We start from the raw sequence: 22,353 nt of genomic DNA on the forward strand, positions 1-22,353 counted from the left end.
TCTCGGGGGCCGCGATGACAGATGACGTCCGGGGCTATGGCGCCGGGATTTCGCGCACGAGCTGGGAACTCCAGGGGCACCAGACAAGGCCCGGCAGGAACGCCCCGCCGGCCTCGTCCAGGTGATCCTCGACGTACGGGATGGTCGCGTCGCAGACCTCGATGGCGAAGTCGAAGAAGTCGACCGTTTCGGGCCTCAGATGGTAACTCCAGCGCCAGTTGTAGGGAGCGGGTCTCTTGTCGATGCGTCCGATGACGTGTGGTTCGCTCGCGGTGGCGCCGCTGAGCAGGTCGCGGGCGTGCTGGATCTTGCCGGGGTCGGTGAGTTTGACGACGAACTCCGCGCGGGTGACGTCGGTCATCACGAAGTAGGCCGAGTCGGCCGCCTGGGCGGGTGCAGGGGCGACGACACCGATTGTCGCGATGGTGGTGCCAACCGTGAGGATCTTGGTCAGGATGCGGCGCATGGAGACCCTTTCACTACGCGTGATTACTTTGAGTTGCTGTCGCATACGCTAAGTAATCATGCGAGGATGAGAACAACCCCTAACGTCACGGTGATAACGCAGTCACCGCCTGCACCCAGGCTTCCCTGAGGCGCCCCCTTTCAGCGTCGGCGGTGCAGCGGGGTGACGTTCGGGTCGGCAAACTCCAGCCGCGCGCAACTCCTGGTTCTCTGCGTGGACGGCCCGGACCAGCGCGGGGACGTCCTCCCTTTCGAACGCCCACTTCTGGGTCTGCTTGCCGCCCACGCGCCGGTGCTCCCCCCGAGCATGCTCCTGGCGGGCCGCATCGGGCAGGGGCTCGCGTGATGACCGCCCGCTGGTCCCGGTCGGCGCCGCGCTCCGGCCCTTGGAGCGCGGCCCGTCCGGCCGCGTGCTTCACAATGGGAGTGATGTCAGCTCACCTCTTCGCGCGAAGCACCGCCTCTCTCCTTGGCCTGGCTCTCGGCGACGCCTTCGGCGCCCAATTCTTCGTACCGGACAACAAGCGCACCCTCTCCTCCCGCCTCCTTCCGCCCGGCCCTTGGCAGTGGACGGATGACACCGAGATGGCCTGCTCCATCTATCGCGTCCTGGCCGACCACGGCACCATCGACCAGGACGAGCTAGCCGCGAGTTTCGCCGCCCGTCATGACTTCGACCGCGGCTACGGCCCCGCGACGAACCGGATGCTCCGGCTGGTGCGTGAGGGCGGCGACTGGCGGACGCTCTCGGCGGAGCTGTTCGACGGCATGGGCTCGTGGGGCAACGGTGCCGCGATGCGCGTGGCTCCGCTCGGCGCCTGGCTCGCCGACGACCTGACCCACGTCGTACGGCAGGCCGCCCTGTCGGCCCAGGTGACCCACACCCATCCCGAAGCGGTGGCCGGCGCCATAGCCGTCGCCGTGGCCACCGCCGTCACCGTAAAAGAGCCCGACTTGTCCGCCGGGCATTTCCTCGATCGGGTCAGCGAACACGTGCCCGCGAGCATGGTCCGCGACGGCATCGCCGAGGCCCGGCAGCTCCTCACCATCAGCGACCCCACGCTGGCCGCCCGGATGCTCGGCAACGGCCGGCAGGTCAGCGCGCACGACACGGTCCCGTTCACCCTCTGGGTGGCGGCTCGCGAACGCCACGACTTCGCAACGGCCATGTGGACCACGGCGGCGGCCGGCGGGGACGTCGACACCACGTGCGCCATCGTCGGCGGGATCATCGCGGCCGCCGAGAACACTCAACTGCCGCCGCAGTGGAGAAGCAGCTGCGAACCGCTGCCGGACTGGTCAGGCGCCCCACGTGAGTCCGCGCGTTAGGCTGATTCCCGGACGACTCGGACGGAGGCGCGAACGCAGATGAGCGAGGCCGATCCGCACATCCACGTCGAGCAGAAGGTGATGCAGGCCGGTGCCGCCTACCGCAATGCGATCGTGTCGATGCTGGGCCGCGTGCCCGACGCACCGAGCGTCGTCACCACCGGTTGCGGACTCCAGGTGCCCTATGCGATGACCTCGCCGCGTCCGGAGAGCGTCACCTGCCTCACCTGCCGCGAGCACGCTCACCAGGAGCACCTGCGCTACGCCGAGCAGGTGGAGCGCCTGAGCCGGATGCCCGGCGCGCCCTTCACCGGCGACCAGGCGGCCGAGGCCGCGCAATGGGCGCGGGACGTCGCGAAGAGGTTCGCCGGCTGAAGCGGCGAGGGCGGTTGAACAAGCGGTACGTGAGGGCGGTTGAACAAGCGGCCGGGCTCATACGGCGACGGGGAGATCCGTCCGCCGGTGCAGGGATTCGGCGGCACTGATCAGCATGCTCGTCGCGTGGCTGAGCAGCGGGTTCGGGTCGGTGGCGCGGCACACGGTGAAGACCCGGCGAATGTGGGAGGCGTCGCCGAGCCGGAACACGCACACGTCGTGCGACTCGATCATCGCCAGCTCCGGCACGATCGCCACCCCCAGCCCTTTGCGTACGAGCTCGAACGGCAGGTTGTAGTCGTTGGTCCGGAACAGCACGTCGGGGTCGAAGCCGCTGGCCGCGCAGATGTGCGACAGGTTGAGCGAGGCGTCCATCCCCTCGGTGTAGGAGATCCAGCGTTCGGCCGACAGCTCGCCGAACTGGATGCGCTTGCGGGCGGCCAGCCGATGGCCGGTCGGCACGAGCACGTACAGCGGCTCCTCCATGATCAACGTCATGTTGAGGTCCTTCGGCCAGGTGTGCGGCACCATGCCGTATTCGAAGACCACGGCCAGGTCGAGCCGCCCCTCGTTCACGGCGGGAATGGTCCGGTGCGGATCGCCTTCCTCGTAGCGGATGTCCACGTTGGGGTGGTCGCGGAGGAACTCGGCCAGTACGGCGGGCGCCAGCCGGAATCCGGCCGACCAGAAGCTGCCGAGCCGCAGTCTGCCCCGGTGGGCAGCGGCGAAAGACCGCATCTCCTCCTCCGCCGCCTCGAGATCGGCCAGCAGCCTGGCCGCCTTGCGGGCCAGCTCGGCCCCCGCCGCCGTGGGCCGGATGCTGCGCGGCAGACGCTCGAACAGCTGGACCCCCAGGCTCCGTTCCAGCGAGGAGACCTGCTGCGAGATGGCCGACGGGGTGAATCCGAGGCGTTTGGCGGCAGTCCTGAGCGAACCGGTGGCGACCACTTCACGGATGGCCTGCAACTGGCCCGGGGTAAGCATCGGGCCAACTTAACAGTCCGGCGACTAGCATCACCAGACCACTAGCCGACAAGAGGCGATGCGACCGGCCGCCTGGGTCGGCTGGCTGGTCGAGCCGGGTAAAAGGATAAGCAAGGCTGAACAGCCTGTGCACCAATGCGAATGCTCGCTCACCTTGTCGTTTCCAAACGGACCCCCAATATTGGTGTTTACGGAACGTCGTACTACGCCTGAGAGGGGGTGTCCTGCTCCATGCGGTTCACCCGAACAGCCGCCGCATTCGGCCTGGTGGGACTCCTGTCCCTGACAGCTTGTTCTGGAAGCGGCACGTCCCAGGCGGCCGCGCCAGCGCAGCAGAAGAATCAGGAGCTCCACGAGCTTCTGCCCGACAAGATCAAGAAGAGTGGCACGCTCAACGTCGCGGCGGGCCACAACTACCCGCCCCTGGTCTATCTCGACACCGACAACAAGACGGTCATCGGCCTCGAACCCGAGCTGATGAAGGCCATCGGCCAGGTGCTCGGCGTCGAGGTCACCTTCAACCAGGCCAGCTTCGACAGCCTCATCGCCGGCGTGCAGGCCCGCCGCTACGACCTGGCCGTCCAGGCGATGCTCGACAAGCCGGAACGCCGCGAGAAGGTCACCTTCGTCGACTACTTCAAGACCAGCAGCTCGCTCCTGGTCCAGGAGAAGGACGCTCAGGCGATCAAGTCCCTCGAAGACCTCTGCGGGAAGACGGCGGCCGTCGAGCAGGGCACCGCCCAGGCCGACGACGCCGAGCAGCAGAACACGAAGTGCACGGGCGCGGGCAAGCCGGCGGTCAAGGTTCTGGTGTTCCCCGACACGGCCGGCTGTCTGCAGGCCGTCTCCACCGGCCGGGCCAACGCCTTCATCGGCGGCACACCCACCATCACCTACCAGGCCGCCCAGTCCAGTGGCCGGATGAAGCAGGTGGGTCAGCCGTACCGCTTCCTCCCGTACGGGATCCTCGTCAACAAAGAGGACCAGAACCTGTCCAAGGCCGTACAGCAGGCGCTGCAGAAGCTGATGGACAACGGCTCCTACGCCAAGATCCTCGCCAAGTGGGAGATGGCGTCGGGCGCCCTCGACAAAGCGGTGATCAACGGCGGCGAGTCGTGACCACGACCCGGCAGACGGCGGGCCCGGATGCGCGGACGCGGATCCAGGCCGTCCCGCTCCGTCATCCGGGGCGTTGGGTGGGCGCGGGCGTCCTCGGCTTCCTGGCGATCTTCCTGCTGCAGGGCTGGGTGGCCAACCCGCGCATGGAGTGGAAGGTGGTCGGGGAGTACCTCTTCTCCCCGGCGGTACTGACCGGGCTCGGCACCACGCTGCTGCTCACGGTGCTCGCCATGGTCGTCGGCGTCGCGGGCGGCATCGTCCTCGCGGTGCTGCGCATGTCGCCCAACCCCTTGTTGTCGGCGCTGAGCGCGTTCTACATCTGGGTCTTCCGCGGCGTGCCACTGCTGGTGCAGCTGTTGTTCTGGTACTTCCTGTCCGCGGTGGTGCCGACGATCGGGCTCGGCGTGCCCTGGGGACCGACGTTCGTCGAGTTCGACACCAACATGATCATCACCCAGCTCACCGCGGCGGTGCTGGGCCTCGGCCTGCACGAGGCGGCCTACATGGGGGAGATCGTCCGGGCCGGCATCACCTCCGTCGACCCCGGCCAGACGGAGGCGGCCCACGCCCTGGGCCTGACCCGCTTCCAGACCCTGCGCAAGATCATTCTTCCGCAGGCCATGCGGGTCATCATCCCGCCGACGGGCAACCAGGTGGTCTCCATGCTCAAGACCACCTCACTCGTCTTCGCCATCGCCGTACCAGAGCTCCTGACCTCGATCCAGGGCATCTACTCCAGGAACTTCCAGCAGGTGGCCCTGCTCACGGTGGCCTGCTTCTGGTACCTCGTGGCCACTACCGTCCTGAACGCCGGGCAGCACTACATCGAACGCAGGTTCAGCCGATGAAGACCCTCGTCCGCGCTGAAGGCGTGTACAAGCGTTACGGAACGGTCGACGTGCTCAAAGGCATCGACCTGGAGGTCGCGGAAGGAGAGGTGCTGGCCGTGATCGGCCCCTCGGGGTCCGGCAAGTCCACCTTCCTGCGCTGCGTCAACCACCTCGAACGCATCGACGCCGGCCGCCTCTACTTCCGCGAGCGCCTGATCGGCTACGAGGAGCGTGAGGGCAAGGTCTACGAGCTGCCCGACAAGGCGATAGCCGCCCAGCGGGTGGACATCGGGATGGTCTTCCAGCGCTTCAACCTCTTCCCGCACATGACCGCGCTCGAGAACATCATGACGGCGCCGATCATGGTCAAGAAGGAGCCGAAGGCCGAGGTACGCGAGCGCGCCCACGCCCTGCTGACCAGGGTGGGACTGGCCGACAAGGCGCACAGCCGCCCCGACCAGCTGTCCGGCGGCCAGCAGCAGCGCGTCGCCATCGCCCGCGCCCTGGCGATGCGGCCCCGTCTCATGCTGTTCGACGAGCCGACCTCGGCCCTCGACCCCGAGCTCGTGGGCGAGGTCCTGGACGTCATGCGCGACCTGGTGAAAGAGGACGGCATGACGATGATCATCGTCACCCACGAGATGGGCTTCGCCCGCGAGGTGTGCGACACCATCGTCTTCATGGACGACGGGGTCGTCGTCGAATCCGGGCCGCCCAGCGCCGTGCTCGGCGAGCCCCGGCACGAGCGCACCCGGGCATTCCTCAGCAAGGTCCTCTGACCCGAAGACCTCGAAGACTCTCGAAGACCTCGAAGAGACCCTGAAGCCCCCGAAGACTCCGAAGGAAAGATATCCACGTGTCCCGCGTCATCGTTCTCGGTGCCGGAGTGCTCGGTGCCTCCGTCGCCTACCATCTGGCCGTCGCAGGGGCCCAGGTCGTCGTCATCGAGGCCGGCGGCCCAGCCGCGGGCACCTCCAGCGCGACCTTCTCCATGGACGTCACCCATCTGAAGACCCCGCGCACCTACTACGACCTGAACCGGGCCAGCTCCGCCCTGCACACCACGCTGGCCGAGGAGCTCGGGGGCCCGTCGTGGCGGCACCCCATGCCCGCCATTCAGTGGGGTGACAGCGAGGAGAGCCGGCGGAGCCTCAGGGAGCGGGCCGTCCGCCTCAAGTCCTGGGGGCATGCCTGCCGCATCGCCGACCCGTCCGAGCTGCGCGAACTCGCCCCCGACGTCGACCCCGCGGCGTGCACGGCGAGCGAGCTCGTCGTGCACGACCAGAGCGCGTGGTACGACGCCCCGCTCTTCGTTGAGCGCCTGCTCGATCGTGCCGCCACGCTCGGCGCCGACATCAGGTACGGCCTGCGGGCAGAGGCGCTGATCCGCAGCGGCGACGCCGTCACCGGCGTCGAGACCGGTACGCGACGCTGGGCGGCCGACTGGGTGGTCAACTGCACCGGCCCGGACGCCGACCGCGTCGCGGCGCTCGCCGGCACCGACCTCCCCATGACCCGGATCCCCGGCCTGGTCGGAGAGAGCACCCCCATCCCCGGCCTTCGGCTCGGCGCGATCCTGGCCACGCCCCAGGTGGACCTGCGCCCCGCACCCGGTGACCGGATCTGCTCCATCTCCTGGCCCGTGGACGCGCTCCTGCCCGGCCAGGGCGACGACGCCCTGGCCGAACGGCTGCACGCCAGTGGCCAGCGGATCCTGCCCGCGCTGCGCACCGCCCGGCTGGCCGGTGTCCGCCTCGGCGTCCGGCCGGTGCCGACGGACGGCCTGCCGCTGGCGGGCACGCACCCCGACGCCCCCGGCCTCTATCACCTGGTCACCCACAGCGGCGTCAACCTCGCCCCCGAGCTCGGCCGTCTCGTGGCCGCGGAGATCACCAACGGCGGCGGCCCCGACCTGGCCCCGTACCGCGTCACCCGCGACATCACGGCATCCGTGAAGGACGAAAGCCTCACCCTCATGACCACGTCCTGACGAGTCATCCGATGGATTGCCGCGTTCCAACGGCCATACCACCTTGACCGCGATCATTGCTGATGTAATCCTCCGATGTGTGCCTGAGCCTTTCACGCTGAGCCGCCGAGCATTGATCGGCGGCGTCGCCGCCGTACCGGCGCTCCCCCCGTCCCCCGCCAAGGCGGAGACCCGAGCCCCCCAGGGCGACACGTCGGCGGCGCTGCTGGAGGAGTGGGCGGCGGCGGAAGGCGGGCACCCGCTGGTGCCCGACATCGCGCGGGCCGGCTACCGGCTCGGGGCCCGGCCACCGCGACCTCGGGTGGTGGCGAAGGTTACCGATTTCGGCGCCCGCGCGGACGGGACGACCGACTGTGCCGCCGCCTTCAACGCGGCCGTCCGGGCCGCCGGTGAACGGGGCGGCGGCGCGGTGCTGGTGCCGGGCGGGACCTACCTTCTGTCGTCGCCGGTGTTCATGCACTGGTCGAACGTGGTCCTGCGCGGCGCCGGGCGCGACTCCACCATCCTGCGCTTCACCCGCACTCTGGACGACGGCTACCGGCCGGCCAGGCAGTCCAACGGCAACAGCCGCTGGTCGTGGAGCGGCGGCCAGGTCTGGTTCATCGCGGCCGAGCGGCGCGCCCGCTCCGAGTCCGAGGACTACGCGGGCACCGAGGGCTGGCTGCTCGGCGACACGCTCGCCGAGGTCGGCGCGGCCTCGCGCGGCCAGCGGACCCTGCTGGTGTCCGACACGAGCAAGCTGCGCGCGGGCGACCTGGTCGTGCTCGAATGCGACAACCCGCCGGACGCGACGTTGCTGAAGCACCTGGCGGGCGACATTCCGGGCACTCGGTCGTACGACTGGCCGAGCCGCGCACCCCAGCTCGTCACCGGATCAGGCGGTCAGTACATCCAGTACGCGCTCCTCCAATGGCCGGTGCGGATCGAGGCCGTTCTGGGCACCCGCCTCGTCAGGCTGGCCCAGCCGATCAGGTACGACCTGCGCCCCGGCTGGCCCGCCCGGCTGCGCGCCCTCGGCCCCACCGTGCACGACAGCGGCGTCGAGGACCTGACGATCCGCAACGACCTGGTCCCGATGACCGCCCACAACAAGCACCCCGGCTCGAACGGCGTGTGCTTCCAGGCCGTCCACGACTGCTGGGCCAGGGACGTACGCGTGGAGAACTGCGACCTCGGCTTCGGCTTCACCACCGCCAAGTCCAACACCCTCACCCGCGTCGCGGTCGGCGGCCGTTCCGCGCACCACAGCTTCGCCTGCCGGATGCAGTCGCACGACAACCTCGTGGACGACTTCGAGATCGAGGCGTTCACCGTGCCCGTCCCCGCAGGGGCCGTCCACCACGGCCTCAACCTGGAGGGACTGTCATCCGGGAACGTCTGGCGGCGGGGCACGATGGCGGAGGGCACGTTCGACTCGCACCGGGCGCTGCCGTTCGAGAACGCGCGGACCAACATCACCCTGGTCAACAACGGCCGGGTCGGCGGTTCGGCGGCCTCGGGCCCGCTGTTCGGGGCGCGGATCGCGCACTGGAACATCCGCGTCACCAGTGGCAGCCCGTACGCGATCACGATCGCGGACGTCGCGCCGCGCAGCCTCACCATCGGGGTGCAGGGCACCACGGGGACGGCCGGCGAGCTGGCTCCCGACTTCACCGGAGACCTGGAGAACCTGCTCGCCGACCACGGCACCCGCCCCCGGGTCACCGACCTGTACACGGCCCAGCGCGACCGCCTCAACCTGGGCTGAGAGCGGCCGGCTGCGGCTTTTTAAGGTCTCAGCAGGGGGTCTCGTTGAACACCGCGTACGACCCGCGCCTGCCCACCCACTCCTCATCCCCGACGCAGTTCTCGTACTTGACCCCCACCAGCGTGGTGTGGGCGGAGTCGCTGTAGTAGTACGTCTCGCAGTGGTAGTCGATCATGCAGGCGCGGGCGTGCGCGGGTGAGCTGATGACGGTGAGGGCGCCGAGGGCGACCAGGACGGCCAGCGATGCGCGGCGAATCATGAAGATCCTTCCTGAGGTGCGGAAGCGCTACTGCCCTCGATGATCGTTCGTCGAAGTGAATAGATCAATAAGGTCAATCCCAGTACTCAAAGGGTCAAAACGACTGTCAGAGTGAGAGTGCCGTCTCGGCGCCTTGACGGGTACGACGAGATCGTTAACACTCCCACCGAGCACGCAACCACCAGGGTGCTCGGCCAGAAATGTTAGCGCTACCATCCATCGGACCCGAGCATGGACAGGACAGTGCGATGTCGAACATGATGCCCAGGCGAGAGGCCCTGCGACTGGCGGTGCTGGCGGCCGTCACCCCCTCCGCGCTCGCCTCACTCCCCCTCGGCACCGCCCAGGCGGCTCGTACGCCACTGGCCCCGCCGCCGCAACATAACCCGCCGGTGCCCGGCGCCTGGATCGTGAAACCGTTCGCCAACAGCCAGGTCACCTTGGGCGAGAGCCTGTTCAGCGTCAACCGGGACCGGATCCTGAACTTCCTGCGGGCCTATCCCGCCGACCGGATGCTGGCCAACTTCCGGGCCAACGCCGGGCTGGACACGCTGGGCGCCCAACCGCCCGGCAGCTGGGACGACGCCACGGGCAACCTGCGCGGCCACTACAGCGGGCACTTCCTCAGCGCGCTGGCCCTGGCCTACGCGGGCTCCGGCGACACCTTCTTCAAGGACAAGGTCGACTACATGGTCAAGGCGCTCGGCGAGTGCCAGGACGCGCTGGCCGCCCGGGTCGGGCAGCCCGCGCCGGCTCCGGACCCGGTCGTCAGGGTGGCGGGGAAGTTCGGCAAGGCGGCGAAACTCGACGGCCCCCAGTACGTGTCGCTGCCCGCCGACATCGTGAGCGGCCTCGACGACTTCACCATCGCCGTCTGGCTGAACCCGGCCGCGATCTCCACCTGGTCGCGGATCTTCGATTTCGGCACCGGTACGAGCCGCACGATGTTCCTGACCGTGAGCGCGGGCGCCGCGCCGAGATTCGCCATCACCACCAGCGGCGGCAGCGGCGAGCAGCGCATCAACGGAACCGCCCAGTTACCCACCGGCCAATGGACCCACCTGGCGGTAACCCTGTCCGGCGGCACCGGGACCCTCTACGTGAACGGCGCACCGGTCGGCACGAACACCGCCATGACCCTCAAACCATCCAGCCTCGGCCCGACCGGAAACAACTGGATCGGGAAGTCGCAGTACGGCGACGCGTATCTGAAGGGCTCGGTGGACGAGTTCCAGATCTACGGCCGCGCGCTGACCGAGGCGGAGATCGTGGCCCTGACGACCAGCGCGGACGGCGGGCTGGGCGGCGGCGACGTCGCGTGGTACCGCTTCGACGAGGAGAGCGGCGAGAGCGCGGGCGACTCCTCGGGCAAGGGGAAGGACGCCCGGCTGGTCTCCGAGCCCACCGGCCATCCCGGGCCGAGCTACCCCGGCTTCCTGGCCGCTTATCCCGAGACGCAGTTCATCCTGCTGGAGCAGTACGCCACCTATCCCACCATCTGGGCGCCCTACTACACCTGCCACATGATCATGCGTGGACTGCTCGACGCCTACCAGTACGCGGGCAACGAGCAGGCGCGCACCATCGTGATGAAGATGGGCGACTGGGTGCACAGCCGACTGGGCTCGCTTCCCCGGGAGCAACTCAACCGCATGTGGAGCATCTACATCGCGGGCGAGTACAACGGCATGAACACCGTCATGGCCGACCTCTACGCCCTCGGCGGCAAGGCGGAACACCTGACGACGGCCAAGTGCTTCGACAACACCGCGCTCCTCACGGCCACGGTCAACAACGAGGACACGCTGAACAGGAAGCACGCCAACCAGCACATCCCCCAGTTCATCGGCTACCTGTCCATTTTCGAGCGCGACCAGGAACGCCACTACTTCGACGCCGCCGTGAACTTCTGGGACATGGTCGTACCCCATCGCACCTTCACCGACGGCGGCACGGCCGGACCGACCGACAACGGCGAGCTCTTCGGCGCCCGCGACGTCATCGTCGGCACCCTGGGCACCAACAACGCCGAGACCTGTCCCGTCTACAACATGCTGAAACTGAGCAGGGGCCTGTTCTTCCACACGGCGAACCCGAAGTACATGCAGTACTACGAGCGGGCCCTCTACGGCCAGATCCTCGCCTCGCGCCGGAACATCGACAGCACCACGGATCCGCTCCTGACCTACTTCATCCCGATGCGGCCGGGCGCCGCCCGCAGTTACGGCAACCTCGGCACCTGCTGCGGCGGCACCGGGCTGGAGAGCCACACCAAGTTCCAGGACTCGATCTACTTCCGGTCGGCGGACGACTCGGCGCTCTACGTGAACCTCTACCTGGCCTCGGAACTGCGCTGGCCGGAGAAGGGCTTCACGATCAAACAGGCCACGAACTACCCGACCGACCCGGCGGGGGTGACGACACTCACGGTGGAGGGCACGGGCCGCCTGGCCGTGAAGCTACGCGTGCCCTACTGGGTGGAGAAGGGCTTCACGGTCCGGATCAACGGTGCCGACCAGAAGGTCAATGCCAAGCCCGGCGAGTACGTGACGCTCAACCGGAACTGGCGGCGCGGCGACAAGATCAGGGTGTCGATGCCGTTCTCCCTGCGGGTGGAGAAGGCGCTGGACGTCCCGACCACCCAGAGCATCGCGTACGGCCCGGTGCCGATGGTCGCCAAGAGCGACGAGACCACCTTCCGCGACTTCTCCTTCTTCAAGGACTTCACACTGTCCGGCGATCTCGCGCAGACCATGACGTCCACCGCCCCGATGACCTTCACCACGCACGGCCTGCCGCTGGTGCCGTTCTACAGCGGCGACACCGACCGCTACCACGCCTACTTCCACCGCGTCGAGCCGAAGATCGTCTTCGGCAAGGTGGACTCGGGCGTGCCGAACTACGCGCGAGCGGATTCGGCGACCTTCCTGGACGCACTCTGGGCCCTGGCCCCCTTCGACAACCAGGGCTGCTTCGTGTCGGCGGTGACCCGTACCGCGGACGACTGGATCCGGGCCGGGCTGATGACCACCGCCGAGAAGAACGCGGTGGTCTCCGCTGCCACCAAGGCCAGGCTCCGCAGATAGCTCCCCGGCCTAGGAGCAGGTGATGTTGGTCGGGCCGGGTGTCGATGGGCCGTTGGCCTGGAAGCCGAAGGTGGTCGAGGCGCCCGGCGCCAGGGTCGTGGCCCAGCTCGGGGCCTTGATCGTCCAGGTGGTACCCGACGGCGTGATGGTGGAGTTCCAGGCGCTGGTCAGGGTCACGCCGGACGGCATGGTCCACGTGACCGTCCAGTTGTTCCAGGTCGTGGCGCCCGTGTTCCGTACGGTGACGTTGGTCGTGAAGCCGCCCTGCCAGGCGTTGGGGACCTGGTAGTCCACGCCGCACGAGACACCGGTGCCGCCCGTGGGAGTGGGCGTGGGCGTGGGGGTGGGGGTCGGGGTGGGCGTGGAGGTCGAGCCGGTTGAGGTGGTGTAGCCGACCTTGGTGTACGGGGTGCCGCACGGGTTGCAGGTGGACGGAAGCGTGAAACTGTACACGCGCCCGCCGTTGATCAGTGTGTCCGTGACGTCGCGCACCCGGATCTGGTACTGGTTGCCGCCCGAGGTGGTCCCGCCGATGATGTACGACTGGCCCATGTCACCATTCATCTGGGCCGTCTGCCACGCCCCATTGGCGAAGTACTCGACGCCGTGAATGCCGTTGGCCAGGTGCGAGACGGAGATGGCGGGCCACCAGACCTGGGCGGACTGCAGGAAACCGATGTTGATGTCGCCGCTGTAGTTGGGCGCGGGGACGAACGACCAGGTGACGTGCCGGTTGTTCCAATGGCTGGGATACATGTCCCCGATCGGGGCGCCGTTCTTCACGAACCGGTTGAGCGAGTCCTTGGACAGGTCCAGATGGTACGGATCGTCGCGGCACCAGGCGTTGGAGTCACCGCAGCTGTCGGCGACCAGCATGGTCAGCTTCGCGCCCTTGTACGCGTCGGCGACCCAGGAGCCGTTGCGGCAGAACGCCTGGTTCTGCGCGCCGTCGTTGGTGCCCGTGCAGTAGTCGCCGATCTCTACCTGCACGTAGCGGCCGCAGTTCAGGCCGTTGTTCCACAACCCGGCCTTGCTGAGGTTGGCCCCGGTCAACGGCCGGGGGTAGAAGGAGTAGTCGCCGGGCGTGTTGTAGACGTTGAGCGCGACGAAGTCCGGTGAGTCGATGTTCGCCTGAGGCAGGCCGCAGCCACCGTAGGGCATGCCGAGTCCGTCGAAGTAGGTGGCGTTGCCCGTCACCGGGCCGGGCGGGTCGCTGACCGCGCTGGCGGACTGTTCCGTGAAGGGCGCCAAGGCGCCCAGCGCGACCAGGAAAGCGGAGAGCAGAATGGCGAGCAACCGGCGACGGGGGTGACTCATCGGACTCCCAACTCAGAAGGTTCGACACGAACGTCCTCGCAGAGCGGCGGCTGGTCAAGCCGAGATGCGCCTGAGCTGGGGAAACTCGCCAAAAATGGTGAAACTTTCATCGAGTCCCCGAAAATCGCGGCGGAGAAGCGACTGCTGCCGACACCTTGATCGACAGCGCTTATCGTGATCTCATTCAGGCGAATGGCTTCGCGTTCGCTCTGGCCCGAAAATCGGCTGATCTGGAGGAACCTGCATGAAAATGAAGCGCGGCGTTTTAGTGGTGGCGCTGGCTCTCAGCGCCCTCGCCCTCGGCTCCACCCCGGCCCAGGCCATTCCCCCTCCCCCGCCGGGGGGCGACCTCCTCCTCGTCATCAGCTACTTCGTGGGCGACCAGATCGTCGGACAGCGCTGGTCCGGATGCTCTCAGCCGCCCGGCCAGTGGGGGACGACGGACGGCCAGGCGAAGTACTACTTCACCCCCTGCTGAGCGCCACCCCTGCCCCCTGCTGAGCCGGCGTTCCCGGACCCGGCTTGAGCTCGGCGAAGAGACGTTCCTCCGCGACATCGAGTGCGCAGCGCACGGCGCCGATCGCGGAGGAATGGTCGCCCAGCACCGAGCAGACCACCTTGGGCGGGAAGTCCGTCTCGCGTTCGACGCGGACGCGTACCGGCTCGCGGATGGCCTCGCCGGCGGCCGAGATGCCGCCCCCGATGATCACCAACTCGGGGTCGATCGTCACCATCACCGGCGCCAAACCCTCCACCAGCAGGTCGGCGAACCCGTCTATGCCCGCCTGGGCGGCCGCGTCGCCCGCCTTGGCCGCCTCGAAGATGGCCTGGATCGCGTCCTCGTGGTCCGTACTTCGCCCCGGTGCCAGATCCAGCAGCCGTTCGTACGCGTGCGCCCACGGCAACCCGCGCCACAGACCGATCTCGGCCGCCGCGCCGTGCCGACCGGCGTGCGGCCTGCCCGCGACCAGCAGGCCGGTGCCCATGCGGCGGCCGACATGGACGTACACCACGTCGGAGGCGTCACGGGCCACGCCCTTCCAGTGTTCGGCCAGCGCGGCCATCCGCATGTCATTGAAGACCTGGGTCGGGATGCCGAACCGATTCCGTACGTGCCCGCCCAGGTCGACGCCGGCCCATTCGGGGATGGCCGGGGCGTGCGCGACCTTGCCGTCCGGGCCGACGACGCCGGGGGTGGCGATCGCCGCGCATGAGATGTCGGCGGCGGACAGGCCCGCCGCCTCCAGGGCCGCGTTGATCGCCTCGTTCATGATCGTCAGACGCCTGGACCGTGGGGAGGTCGGGCGCAGGCTCTCGCGGCGTTCGGCGACGATCTCCCCGGACAGGTCGCTGACCAGCACCAGCACCTTGTGACCGCCGATGTCGACCCCGAGCACGTGGCCCGCGCCCGGACGGAACTCGAAGCGCTGTGCCGGCCGTCCCCGCCCGTCCTTCTTCTCGACCTTGTCGATGACCTGGTCGGCGGTCTGGATCCAGCCCGCGGCGAGCAGGTCGGAGATCGCCTGGGTCGTGGTCGGGCGCGAGATGCCGGCCGCCGCCGCGATCGAGGCGATCGTGTGGCTGCCGCCGCCGTAGAGCACGCGCAGCACAGAGCGCAGGTTGAGCGTCCGCAGGGCGGAGGTGTCACCGCCGAGCTGCGTGCTCGTGCTCGGCCGAACCCTGGAGGAGGTCATCCGTTCGCTTTCTGCTCTGTTTCCCACTCGGCGTTGCCTACAGCTTGCCCGTCAAGCGCCGGTTGTGCCGCGATCTCGATGAGCATGGCGGTCTCGGGCCGTAGCGTGGGCAGCCGTACCCCGACCGTGCCGAGCGTCGCGCCGCTGAGCAGGCCCGGCGCGTCCAGCCAGCCGGGCCGGGGGCCGAGGTCGTCCCGGTTGGGGCCGACGAGCCGCACCGCGTACCGCAGGGCCGGGTCGAGTCCGGGGAAGGTCATCCGCCCCGCGGGCTCCTCGTCGGAGCGGCGCACCGCCGCCACCGAGTACAGCGCCAGGCGCGGCGTCACCACGCCGGTCAGCCAGCGGCCCGTGCTCGGGTGTTCGTCGCGGACCAGTGTGCCGGAGTGCAGCAGCGCCCGGTAGCGCTTGTAGATCCCGATCCACTCGGCCAGCTCCGCGGTCTCGGCGTCGTCCAGCCTGGTCAGGTCGAGTTCCAGCCCGAAGTGCGCGAACAGCGAGGTGATCGCCCGGAAGGCGAGGTCGTGCCGGCGGCCGGTGGTGTGCGAGACGGTGGAGGCGACGTGGCCGCCGATGAGTTCGAGCGGGATGAGCTGGCTGGTCCAGCGCTGGATGGTCTGCCGTTCGAGCGGGTCGATGCAGTCGGAGGCCCACACCCGGTCGGTGTGCTCCAGGACGCCGAGGTCGACGCGGGCGCCCCCGGACGAACACGACTCGATCTCCAGGCCGGGGAAGGTGGCGCGCAACTCGTCCATCAGCCGGTAGGCGGCCAGCGTCTGCCGGTGAACGTGGGGCGCTTCGATCAGGTCGCGGTTGTGGTCCCATTTGAGGTAGCCGACGCCGTACTCCGCGATGACCTCGGACATACGGGTGAGCACGTGCTCGTACGCCTCCGGGTGCGCCAGGTCGAGCACCTGCTGCCAGCGCGAGGCCGGCGGCAGCTGGGGACGGGCCCGCATGATCCATTCCGGGTGCTTGACGGCGAGCTCCGAGAGCGGGCTGACCATCTCCGGCTCGAACCACAGCCCGAACGTCATGCCGAGCTCCTTGACCCGGTCGACCAGCGGATGCAGCCCGTCCGGCCAGGTCTGGTCGTCCACGAACCAATCACCAAGCCCACGGTCGGAGGCGTTCCTGCGGTGGAACCAGCCGTCGTCCAGCACGAACCGCTCCACCCCGATCGCGGCTCCCCGCTCGGCCAGGGCGAGGAGTTTGCCGAGGTCATGGTCGAAGTACACGGCCTCCCACACGTTGAGGTTGACCGGCCGGGGGGAATCGGGATGGTTCGGCCGTTCCCTGAGGTGCCGGTGGAAGCGGGCGGCCAGCTCGTCGAGCCCGTCCGCGTACCCGAAGAACAGCTCGGGCGACTCGTAGCTCTCCCCCGGCCGCAGCACGATCTCACCGGGCAGCAGCGACTCGCCGCCGCCCAGCGTCCTGAAGCCCTCGCCCGTACGCTCGGCCCAGGTGCGGTGATTGCCGCTCCAGGCCGTGTGCACCGCCCACACCTCCCCCGACCGGAACCCGAACCCGGGCACCCCGGCCACCACCACGGTCGCGGCGTCGGCCCCGGTCCGGCCGCGCCGCCCCTCGCGCAGGTGCACGCCCACGTTGAACGCTCCCCGCTGCGGCTGCCGCTCCCGCGACCAGCGCCCGGCCAGGTCGAACAGCTCCGCCGCCCGCTCGGGCACCGGCAGGACGGCCGACACCGCGTCCACCCGGTAGTCGTCCTCCCCGTCATTGCGTACGGACGTGCGCAACCGGACCAACCCGCTGCCGGTCAGCTCGATGACGAGGCACAGCCCGAGCGCGGTGCCCGGATCGGCCGCCTCGACGGTGAGCCGACGCTCCTCCTGGACGGCCTTGCTCACGGTGAAGCGGGACGCCCACGCCGCACCCGAGCGGGAGCCGGACAGACCGGGAATGCCGAACCATCCTGTGTGGCCTTCGGGCAGCACCGAGTGCGAGACGGGTCCGTCGATGAGGTTGATGACGTGCGGCGCGATGGCGGCCTCGGCCATCGCGTCCAGCTCGGCCTGGTCGCACGGGCCCGGATCGGCACCCCAGTGGACGACGGTGGGCAGCCCGGCGGACCGGAGGTCGAGGATCAGGGCCACGCCGGCGGCTCGGAGCTGAACAACGTGCCGCGCGACGTCGGAGGTCTTCGTCATCCTGACCTTTCTTCGCTATGTCATCGGACGTCTCCAGCACCCACAAGGAGCGGACTCACCGGCACAAGTCTCAGGATGTGAGACCTTTCACCTTGCTGGAGTCCAGGCATTGTGCCTAGAGTCACCCCATCTTAATATGCAGAAGCCTTGCATAAATAGAGGCAGGCTCACAGAAACATCGGATGGGTGCGCGAACGAATGAACGTGACCGTGTGGAACGAGTTCTATGAGGAGCGGACGTATCCCAGCGTCTCGTCGGTGTATCCCGACGGGCTGCACGTCGTGCTCGGGCAGGCGCTGGCCGAACACCTCGGCCCCGAGGCACATGTACGGGTCGCGCTCCAGGAGGAGCCCGAGCACGGTCTGACCCAGGCCGTACTGGACGAGACCGACGTCCTGCTCTGGTGGGGCCATCTCAAGCACGACGAGGTCAGTGACGAGGTCGTCGAGCGGGTCAGGCGGCGGGTGCTCGGCGGCATGGGCCTGCTCATCCTGCACTCCGCCATCGAGTCGAAGGTCGCCCAGGCCCTGCTGGGCACCTCCTGCAAGATCGCCAGCTGGCGGCACGACGACAGTGAGCTGCTCTGGACGATCCTGCCCGGCCACGACATCGTCCGCGGCGTCCCCAACCCGGTCGTCATCCCCAAGGGCGAGATGTACGGCGAACCGATGGACATCCCCGAGCCGGACGAGCTCGTCTTCATCAGCTCGTACGAGGGCGGCGAGGTGCTGCGCAGCGGCTGCGCGTGGCAGCGGGGCAAGGGCCGGATCTTCTTCTTCGCCCCCGGCCACGAGGAGTCCCCGATCTACTTCCAGCCCGAGATCAGGCGCGTGCTGGCCAACGCGGTCCAGTGGGCGACGCCGCCCACCCAGCCCCAGCCGAAGGTCACCAGGAAGGGCGAATGGCCGCGGAACTGGTGGGCCGAGGCATGACCGACCTGATCCAGATCGGCCTCGGCCCCTGGGGGCTCGACTGGGCCGCGAACATCCTCCCGCGGCTCCCCGACGTCCAGGTGACCGGCTGGGTGGACGCCTCCCCCGAGGCGCGGGCCGCGTTCACCGCCAAGACCGGCGCCGACAACGTGTTCGCCACCGTTGAGGAGGCGCTGGGGGCCACCGGCGCCGTGGCCGCCATCGCGCCGGTCGCGATCGGCGCGCACGCGGCCGTCGCCCGGCAGGTCCTGGAGGCCGGCGCGCATCTGCTGCTGGAGAAGCCGTTCACCCTGGACGCCGCGACCGCCAGGGAGCTCGCCGGCCTCGCGGAACGGAAGGGCCTGGTCTTCGGCATCGACCAGAACTACCGGATCTTCCCCGGCGCCCCGGTCGTCCGCGACCTGCTCGAGCGGCGAGCCGTCGGCGCCGTCCGCCGGGTCTCGCTCGAATGGCACCGCGACCACGCCGGTGTCCGGGACGCCAACTCACTGATCGAGCTGGCCATTCACCACTTCGACCTGATGCGGTACCTGTTCGGGCGGGAGGGGATGGCGATCACCTGCGTACCGGTCACGCCCGTTCGCTCGGCCCAGGATCACACCCCCGGAGCCAGCCTCATCGTCGAGCTGGACGGCGGGCTCACGATCGACTACGTCCTGTCCAGCCAGGGGGTCGGCCCGCAGACGCCGTGGCCCGGCGTGTGGCGGATCTCCGGTGACGAAGGGCTGCTGACGTGGGGGGCCGCGCCGGACGACCACCGGGCCGTGTCGATCACCGACGCGGCCGGGAATGTGCGCGCGGTCGAGGTGCCCGAGCTGCCGCTGTTCGAGCGGGCCGGGGTGCTGCGGGCGTTCGTCGACGCCGTGGCGGGCACCGGTGAGCCGACCTCGCCCGCCGCCGACAACGCGCACAGCGTCGCGATGCTGGAGGCCGCGCTGACCTCCGCCCGTACCGGGGAGCGGACGAAGGTCGAACAATGGTGACCTCCGCCCGTACTTGGGCAGCGGACGAGGGTCGAGCGACGGTCTTCACCTCCGCTCGTGCTGGGCAGCGGACGAGGGCCGGGCGATGGTGACGGCCGCCGCCGACCGGGTCGCGGCGCGCAGAGCGCGGCAGCGGGCGGGCAGCACGCTGTTCGGCCCCAAGACGATGCTGTTCCTGCTGCCGGGCGCGATCTATCTCGCGGTGCTGTCCGTCTATCCGCTCATCGACCTGTTCCGTACGGCGTTCTCCGACGTGACCGCGGAGAACCTGCTGGGCGAGCGGCCGTTCAACGGCCTGGACAACATGTGGCGGGTGATCGAGGACCCGTCGTTCGGTCATGTGGTGCTCCAGACGCTGGCCATCGTCGTGATCGTGCTGGTCGTCGGGCTGGCCGGCGGGTTCGCCGCCGCGCTGATCCTGCGGCCGCGTACCCGGCTGAGCGGCGTGACGCTGGGCGCGATGGTGTTCGTGTGGACGCTGCCGGCGGTGGTCGCCGGAAATTTGTGGAAATTTCTGCTTGAGTCGGGCGGGCCGGTCAACTCGGTGCTGCTCTGGCTGCACCTGATCCAGCAGCCGATCCCCTGGCTGGCCAACGGCACGCTGGCGATCGTCGTGCTCGGGCTGGTCAACGCCTGGATGGTGGTGCCGTTCTGCGCGCTCGTGCTGCGCGCGGCGCTGCTCGACGTCTCCCAGGAGTTGCTGGAGGCCGCCGCGCTCGACGGCGCGGCCGGCTGGAAGGTGACCAGGCACATCGTGCTGCCGCTGCTGCGCCCGGTCATCTCCATCCTCGGCGTGCTCGTCGTGATCAACGCCTTCCGCTCGTTCGACCTCATCTTCGTGATGACCAGCGGCGGGCCCGGCACCTCCACGACCACGCTGCCGTACCTGGGCTATCAGCAGGCGTTCAAGTTCTACGAGTTCGGCCAGGGGTCGTTCACCGCGACGTTGTCGCTGGTCATCGTGCTCTTCCTGAGCGCCGTCTACCTGCGGATGAACCGGCGGGAGCAGGCATGACCGACGCCAAGCGCAACACGCCGGTCACCGTGCTCGGCTGCGTCGTCCTGCTGGCGATCTACGCGCTGCCGCTGTACTGGCTGCTGGCCACCTCGTTCAAGAGCCTCAAGGACGTGTTCGCCGGATCGGCGGCGGTCATCTTCAAGCCCACGCTCCAGGCCTACATCGATGTGTGGAACGGCGGCTTCGCCACCTCCGCCGTCAACTCCGTGATCATCGCCGTGTCCACCACGGTCATCGTGCTCGTCGTCGCCGTACCCACCTCGTACGGACTGGCCCGGCTCAACGGCGCCATCGTGACCGGCGGGCTGGCCGCGCTGATCATCCTGCAGATGGTGCCGGCCACCTCGACCCTCATCCCCCTGAACCGGCTGCTGGCCCAATGGGGGCTGACGGGCAACCTGTACGGCGTCGCGCTCGCCATCGCCGCGACCAACCTGCCGTTCAGCATGCTGCTGCTGCGGCCGTTCTTCACCGGCGTGCCGATCGCCATCGAGGAGGCCGCCGCCAGCGACGGCGCGAGCAGGTGGCAGCGGTTCGTCAAGATCGTGCTGCCGATCACCCGCAACGGGATCGCCACCGTGGCCACCCTCACCTTCATCGGCGCGTGGGGCGAGTTCCTGTACGCGATCACCTTTCTCAACGACCCGGGCCAGTACCCGGTGAGCGCGCTGCTGGCGCAGCAAATGTCCTCCTACGGGGTGAACTGGCCGGGTCTCATGGCGGTCTCCGTCCTGGTCTCGGTCCCGACTGTATTGATCTATCTGTTCGGGCAGCGCCTGCTGGTCGGCGGTATCACGATGGGAAGCGTCCGTTGATCTCTGCAAGACTCCGCGTCGTCGCCGCCGCGGCGGCCCTGTGCGCCCTCGCCGCGTGCGGCACCTCCGGCTCCGGCGGCTCGGGCGACGCCAACAAGGTCACGTTCTGGCACTACTACGCCCAGGGCATCCCCGCCACCGCGAAGTTCACCAAGGACCTGAACGACATCTACGCCAAGGCCAAGCTGTCCAAGCCACTGAACAGCGTGTACGTACCCGGCGAGCAGCTCACCCAGAAGGTGATCGCCACGGCGGCCACCAAGCAGGGCCCCGACGTCTTCGTCCAGGGCGGCGCCGACCTGCTCCAGCTCATCAAGGCCGGCGCGATCGCCGACATCACCCCCCAGTTCGACAAGTTCCCCGACAAGGCGCAGATCCCCGACGCGAACGTCATCAAGAAGGACGGCAAGGTCTACGGCGTCCAGGGCTTCAACAACACGACCGCCCTCTGGTACAACAAGACGATCCTCGACGAGCTGGGCATCACGCCGCCCACGACGATGGACGAGCTGAGCGCCGCTCTGGAGAAGATCGGCAAGAAGTACATCGGCATCGGCCTGCCCGGCCAGGGCGACCAGGACGTCAACGCCTTCTCCTTCATCACCGCGTACGGCTTCGACTACGCCAAGCCCGACGCCGCCGCTCTGGAGACCTCGCTCAAGCTGGTCGGCGGCTGGGCCGAGAAGGGCTACGTGCCCAGGGACGCCGCCACCTGGACCCCTGACGTCGCCTTCCAGAAGTTCACCGCCGGTGGCATGGCCTTCGTGCTCGGCGGCAACTGGCAGTACGGCAACGCCAAGAAGGCCGCCTCCTTCAAGTACGGCGTCGTGCCCGTGCCCAACGGGAGCGCCCCGGCCAAGGTCTACCAGTTCGGCGACAACGTGCACGTCAGCGCGTTCACCAAGGACAAGGACGCCGCTTTCAACGCCGTGGCCGCCATGTTCCTCAGCAAGGAGGGCGAGCTCGCCGCTCTGGAGGCGGGCAGTATGCCGGTGCGCAAGGACCTGGCCGACACCGAGGGCATGAAGGACCCGATCTACACCCAGTTCAACAAGGCACTGGAGAACGGCGTGCCGTACCTGCTGCCCGGGTTCGGCACCGAGCTGACGCAGATGCGCAAGCCGGTGGCCGAGGCGTGGAGCGCCGTGCTCGCCGGACAGTCCTCCCCGGGCGAGGCCGCCACCACCGCGGTCGCCGCCATCCAGCGCGTCGCCAAATAGCGCCAAATAGCGTCAAGTAGGAAG

The 22,353-nt window shown here is 68.8% G+C and carries 20 protein-coding genes; 14 read left to right on the forward strand and 6 right to left on the reverse strand.

Annotated elements, in window-relative coordinates; genetic code table 11:
• Window positions 1-34: 34 nt before the first annotated feature.
• Window positions 35-466 carry a calmodulin-binding protein gene (locus tag AB0B64_RS36930; RefSeq protein WP_358183365.1) on the reverse strand — a complete coding sequence of 144 codons (432 nt, stop codon included), beginning with the start codon at window positions 464-466 and terminating at the stop codon, window positions 35-37.
• 428 nt (window positions 467-894) lie between these two features.
• Here AB0B64_RS36930 and AB0B64_RS36935 point away from each other — a divergent pair, with 428 nt between their 5' ends.
• A complete protein-coding gene (locus AB0B64_RS36935; RefSeq protein ID WP_358183368.1) occupies window positions 895-1,794 on the forward strand; it encodes an ADP-ribosylglycohydrolase family protein in 900 nt (299 codons plus the stop codon).
• Window positions 1,795-1,833: 39 nt separating this feature from the next.
• Entirely contained in the window at window positions 1,834-2,169 is a 336-nt protein-coding gene (locus AB0B64_RS36940; protein ID WP_358183370.1) for a hypothetical protein, read from the forward strand.
• A 57-nt stretch (window positions 2,170-2,226) separates the two neighbouring features.
• On the opposite strand, the gene AB0B64_RS36945 is transcribed toward AB0B64_RS36940, so the two are convergent.
• Entirely contained in the window at window positions 2,227-3,153 is a 927-nt protein-coding gene (locus tag AB0B64_RS36945; RefSeq protein WP_357953743.1) for a LysR family transcriptional regulator, read from the reverse strand.
• Window positions 3,154-3,384: 231 nt separating this feature from the next.
• On the opposite strand from AB0B64_RS36945, the gene AB0B64_RS36950 reads away from it, so the two are divergent.
• From AB0B64_RS36950 to AB0B64_RS36970, 5 genes are all read left to right on the forward strand, one after another.
• A complete protein-coding gene (locus AB0B64_RS36950; protein WP_357953745.1) occupies window positions 3,385-4,272 on the forward strand; it encodes an ABC transporter substrate-binding protein in 888 nt (295 codons plus the stop codon).
• Complete coding sequence (locus AB0B64_RS36955; RefSeq protein ID WP_358183373.1) at window positions 4,269-5,120, forward strand: amino acid ABC transporter permease; 852 nt, start codon at window positions 4,269-4,271, stop codon at window positions 5,118-5,120. Before AB0B64_RS36950 ends, AB0B64_RS36955 begins: the two co-directional genes overlap by 4 nt.
• The gene (locus AB0B64_RS36960; protein ID WP_357953749.1) at window positions 5,117-5,881 is read left to right on the forward strand and encodes an amino acid ABC transporter ATP-binding protein; all 765 of its coding nucleotides are present in this window, start codon (window positions 5,117-5,119) and stop codon (window positions 5,879-5,881) included. The genes AB0B64_RS36955 and AB0B64_RS36960 overlap by 4 nt, the downstream gene beginning before the upstream one ends.
• 77 nt (window positions 5,882-5,958) lie before the next feature.
• Window positions 5,959-7,092, forward strand: a complete 1,134-nt coding sequence (locus tag AB0B64_RS36965; RefSeq protein ID WP_357953751.1) for an FAD-binding oxidoreductase — start codon at window positions 5,959-5,961, stop codon at window positions 7,090-7,092.
• Between the two features lie 79 nt (window positions 7,093-7,171).
• Window positions 7,172-8,839 (forward strand): glycosyl hydrolase family 28-related protein, encoded by a 1,668-nt coding sequence (locus AB0B64_RS36970; RefSeq protein ID WP_358183376.1) that lies wholly within the window; start codon window positions 7,172-7,174, stop codon window positions 8,837-8,839.
• A 28-nt stretch (window positions 8,840-8,867) separates the two neighbouring features.
• Here AB0B64_RS36970 and AB0B64_RS36975 read toward each other — a convergent pair whose 3' ends face one another.
• Entirely contained in the window at window positions 8,868-9,098 is a 231-nt protein-coding gene (locus AB0B64_RS36975) for a DUF6289 family protein (protein ID WP_225292445.1), read from the reverse strand.
• Window positions 9,099-9,346: 248 nt separating this feature from the next.
• Between AB0B64_RS36975 and AB0B64_RS36980 the strand changes: the two genes are divergently transcribed.
• Window positions 9,347-12,184, forward strand: a complete 2,838-nt coding sequence (locus AB0B64_RS36980; RefSeq protein ID WP_358183381.1) for a beta-L-arabinofuranosidase domain-containing protein — start codon at window positions 9,347-9,349, stop codon at window positions 12,182-12,184.
• Between the two features lie 9 nt (window positions 12,185-12,193).
• On the opposite strand, the gene AB0B64_RS36985 is transcribed toward AB0B64_RS36980, so the two are convergent.
• Entirely contained in the window at window positions 12,194-13,501 is a 1,308-nt protein-coding gene (locus AB0B64_RS36985) for a cellulose binding domain-containing protein (protein ID WP_358183384.1), read from the reverse strand.
• A gap of 244 nt (window positions 13,502-13,745) precedes the next feature.
• On the opposite strand from AB0B64_RS36985, the gene AB0B64_RS36990 reads away from it, so the two are divergent.
• Window positions 13,746-13,979 carry a hypothetical protein gene (locus AB0B64_RS36990; RefSeq protein ID WP_357953761.1) on the forward strand — a complete coding sequence of 78 codons (234 nt, stop codon included), beginning with the start codon at window positions 13,746-13,748 and terminating at the stop codon, window positions 13,977-13,979.
• Here AB0B64_RS36990 and AB0B64_RS36995 read toward each other — a convergent pair.
• Both AB0B64_RS36995 and AB0B64_RS37000 read right to left on the reverse strand, forming a co-directional pair.
• Window positions 13,966-15,195: an ROK family protein gene (locus AB0B64_RS36995; protein WP_358183387.1), complete on the reverse strand. Its 1,230-nt coding sequence runs from the start codon at window positions 15,193-15,195 to the stop codon at window positions 13,966-13,968. The genes AB0B64_RS36990 and AB0B64_RS36995 overlap by 14 nt on opposite strands.
• Window positions 15,192-17,360 carry an alpha-galactosidase gene (locus AB0B64_RS37000; protein WP_358183390.1) on the reverse strand — a complete coding sequence of 723 codons (2,169 nt, stop codon included), beginning with the start codon at window positions 17,358-17,360 and terminating at the stop codon, window positions 15,192-15,194. The genes AB0B64_RS36995 and AB0B64_RS37000 overlap by 4 nt, the downstream gene beginning before the upstream one ends.
• Window positions 17,361-17,546: 186 nt before the next feature.
• On the opposite strand from AB0B64_RS37000, the gene AB0B64_RS37005 reads away from it, so the two are divergent.
• From AB0B64_RS37005 to AB0B64_RS37025, 5 genes are all read left to right on the forward strand, one after another.
• The gene (locus tag AB0B64_RS37005; RefSeq protein ID WP_358183393.1) at window positions 17,547-18,293 is read left to right on the forward strand and encodes a ThuA domain-containing protein; all 747 of its coding nucleotides are present in this window, start codon (window positions 17,547-17,549) and stop codon (window positions 18,291-18,293) included.
• Entirely contained in the window at window positions 18,263-19,276 is a 1,014-nt protein-coding gene (locus AB0B64_RS37010; RefSeq protein WP_358183396.1) for a Gfo/Idh/MocA family oxidoreductase, read from the forward strand. Before AB0B64_RS37005 ends, AB0B64_RS37010 begins: the two co-directional genes overlap by 31 nt.
• An 85-nt stretch (window positions 19,277-19,361) precedes the next feature.
• A complete protein-coding gene (locus AB0B64_RS37015) occupies window positions 19,362-20,291 on the forward strand; it encodes a sugar ABC transporter permease (RefSeq protein ID WP_358183399.1) in 930 nt (309 codons plus the stop codon).
• Window positions 20,288-21,109 (forward strand): carbohydrate ABC transporter permease, encoded by an 822-nt coding sequence (locus tag AB0B64_RS37020; protein ID WP_357953773.1) that lies wholly within the window; start codon window positions 20,288-20,290, stop codon window positions 21,107-21,109. Before AB0B64_RS37015 ends, AB0B64_RS37020 begins: the two co-directional genes overlap by 4 nt.
• Window positions 21,106-22,329 carry an extracellular solute-binding protein gene (locus tag AB0B64_RS37025; protein ID WP_358183402.1) on the forward strand — a complete coding sequence of 408 codons (1,224 nt, stop codon included), beginning with the start codon at window positions 21,106-21,108 and terminating at the stop codon, window positions 22,327-22,329. The genes AB0B64_RS37020 and AB0B64_RS37025 overlap by 4 nt, the downstream gene beginning before the upstream one ends.
• Window positions 22,330-22,353 lie beyond the last annotated feature (24 nt).

Origin of the sequence: Nonomuraea sp. NPDC049129, assembly GCF_040648495.1 — a bacterium.
Classification (GTDB): Bacteria; Actinomycetota; Actinomycetes; order Streptosporangiales; family Streptosporangiaceae; genus Nonomuraea.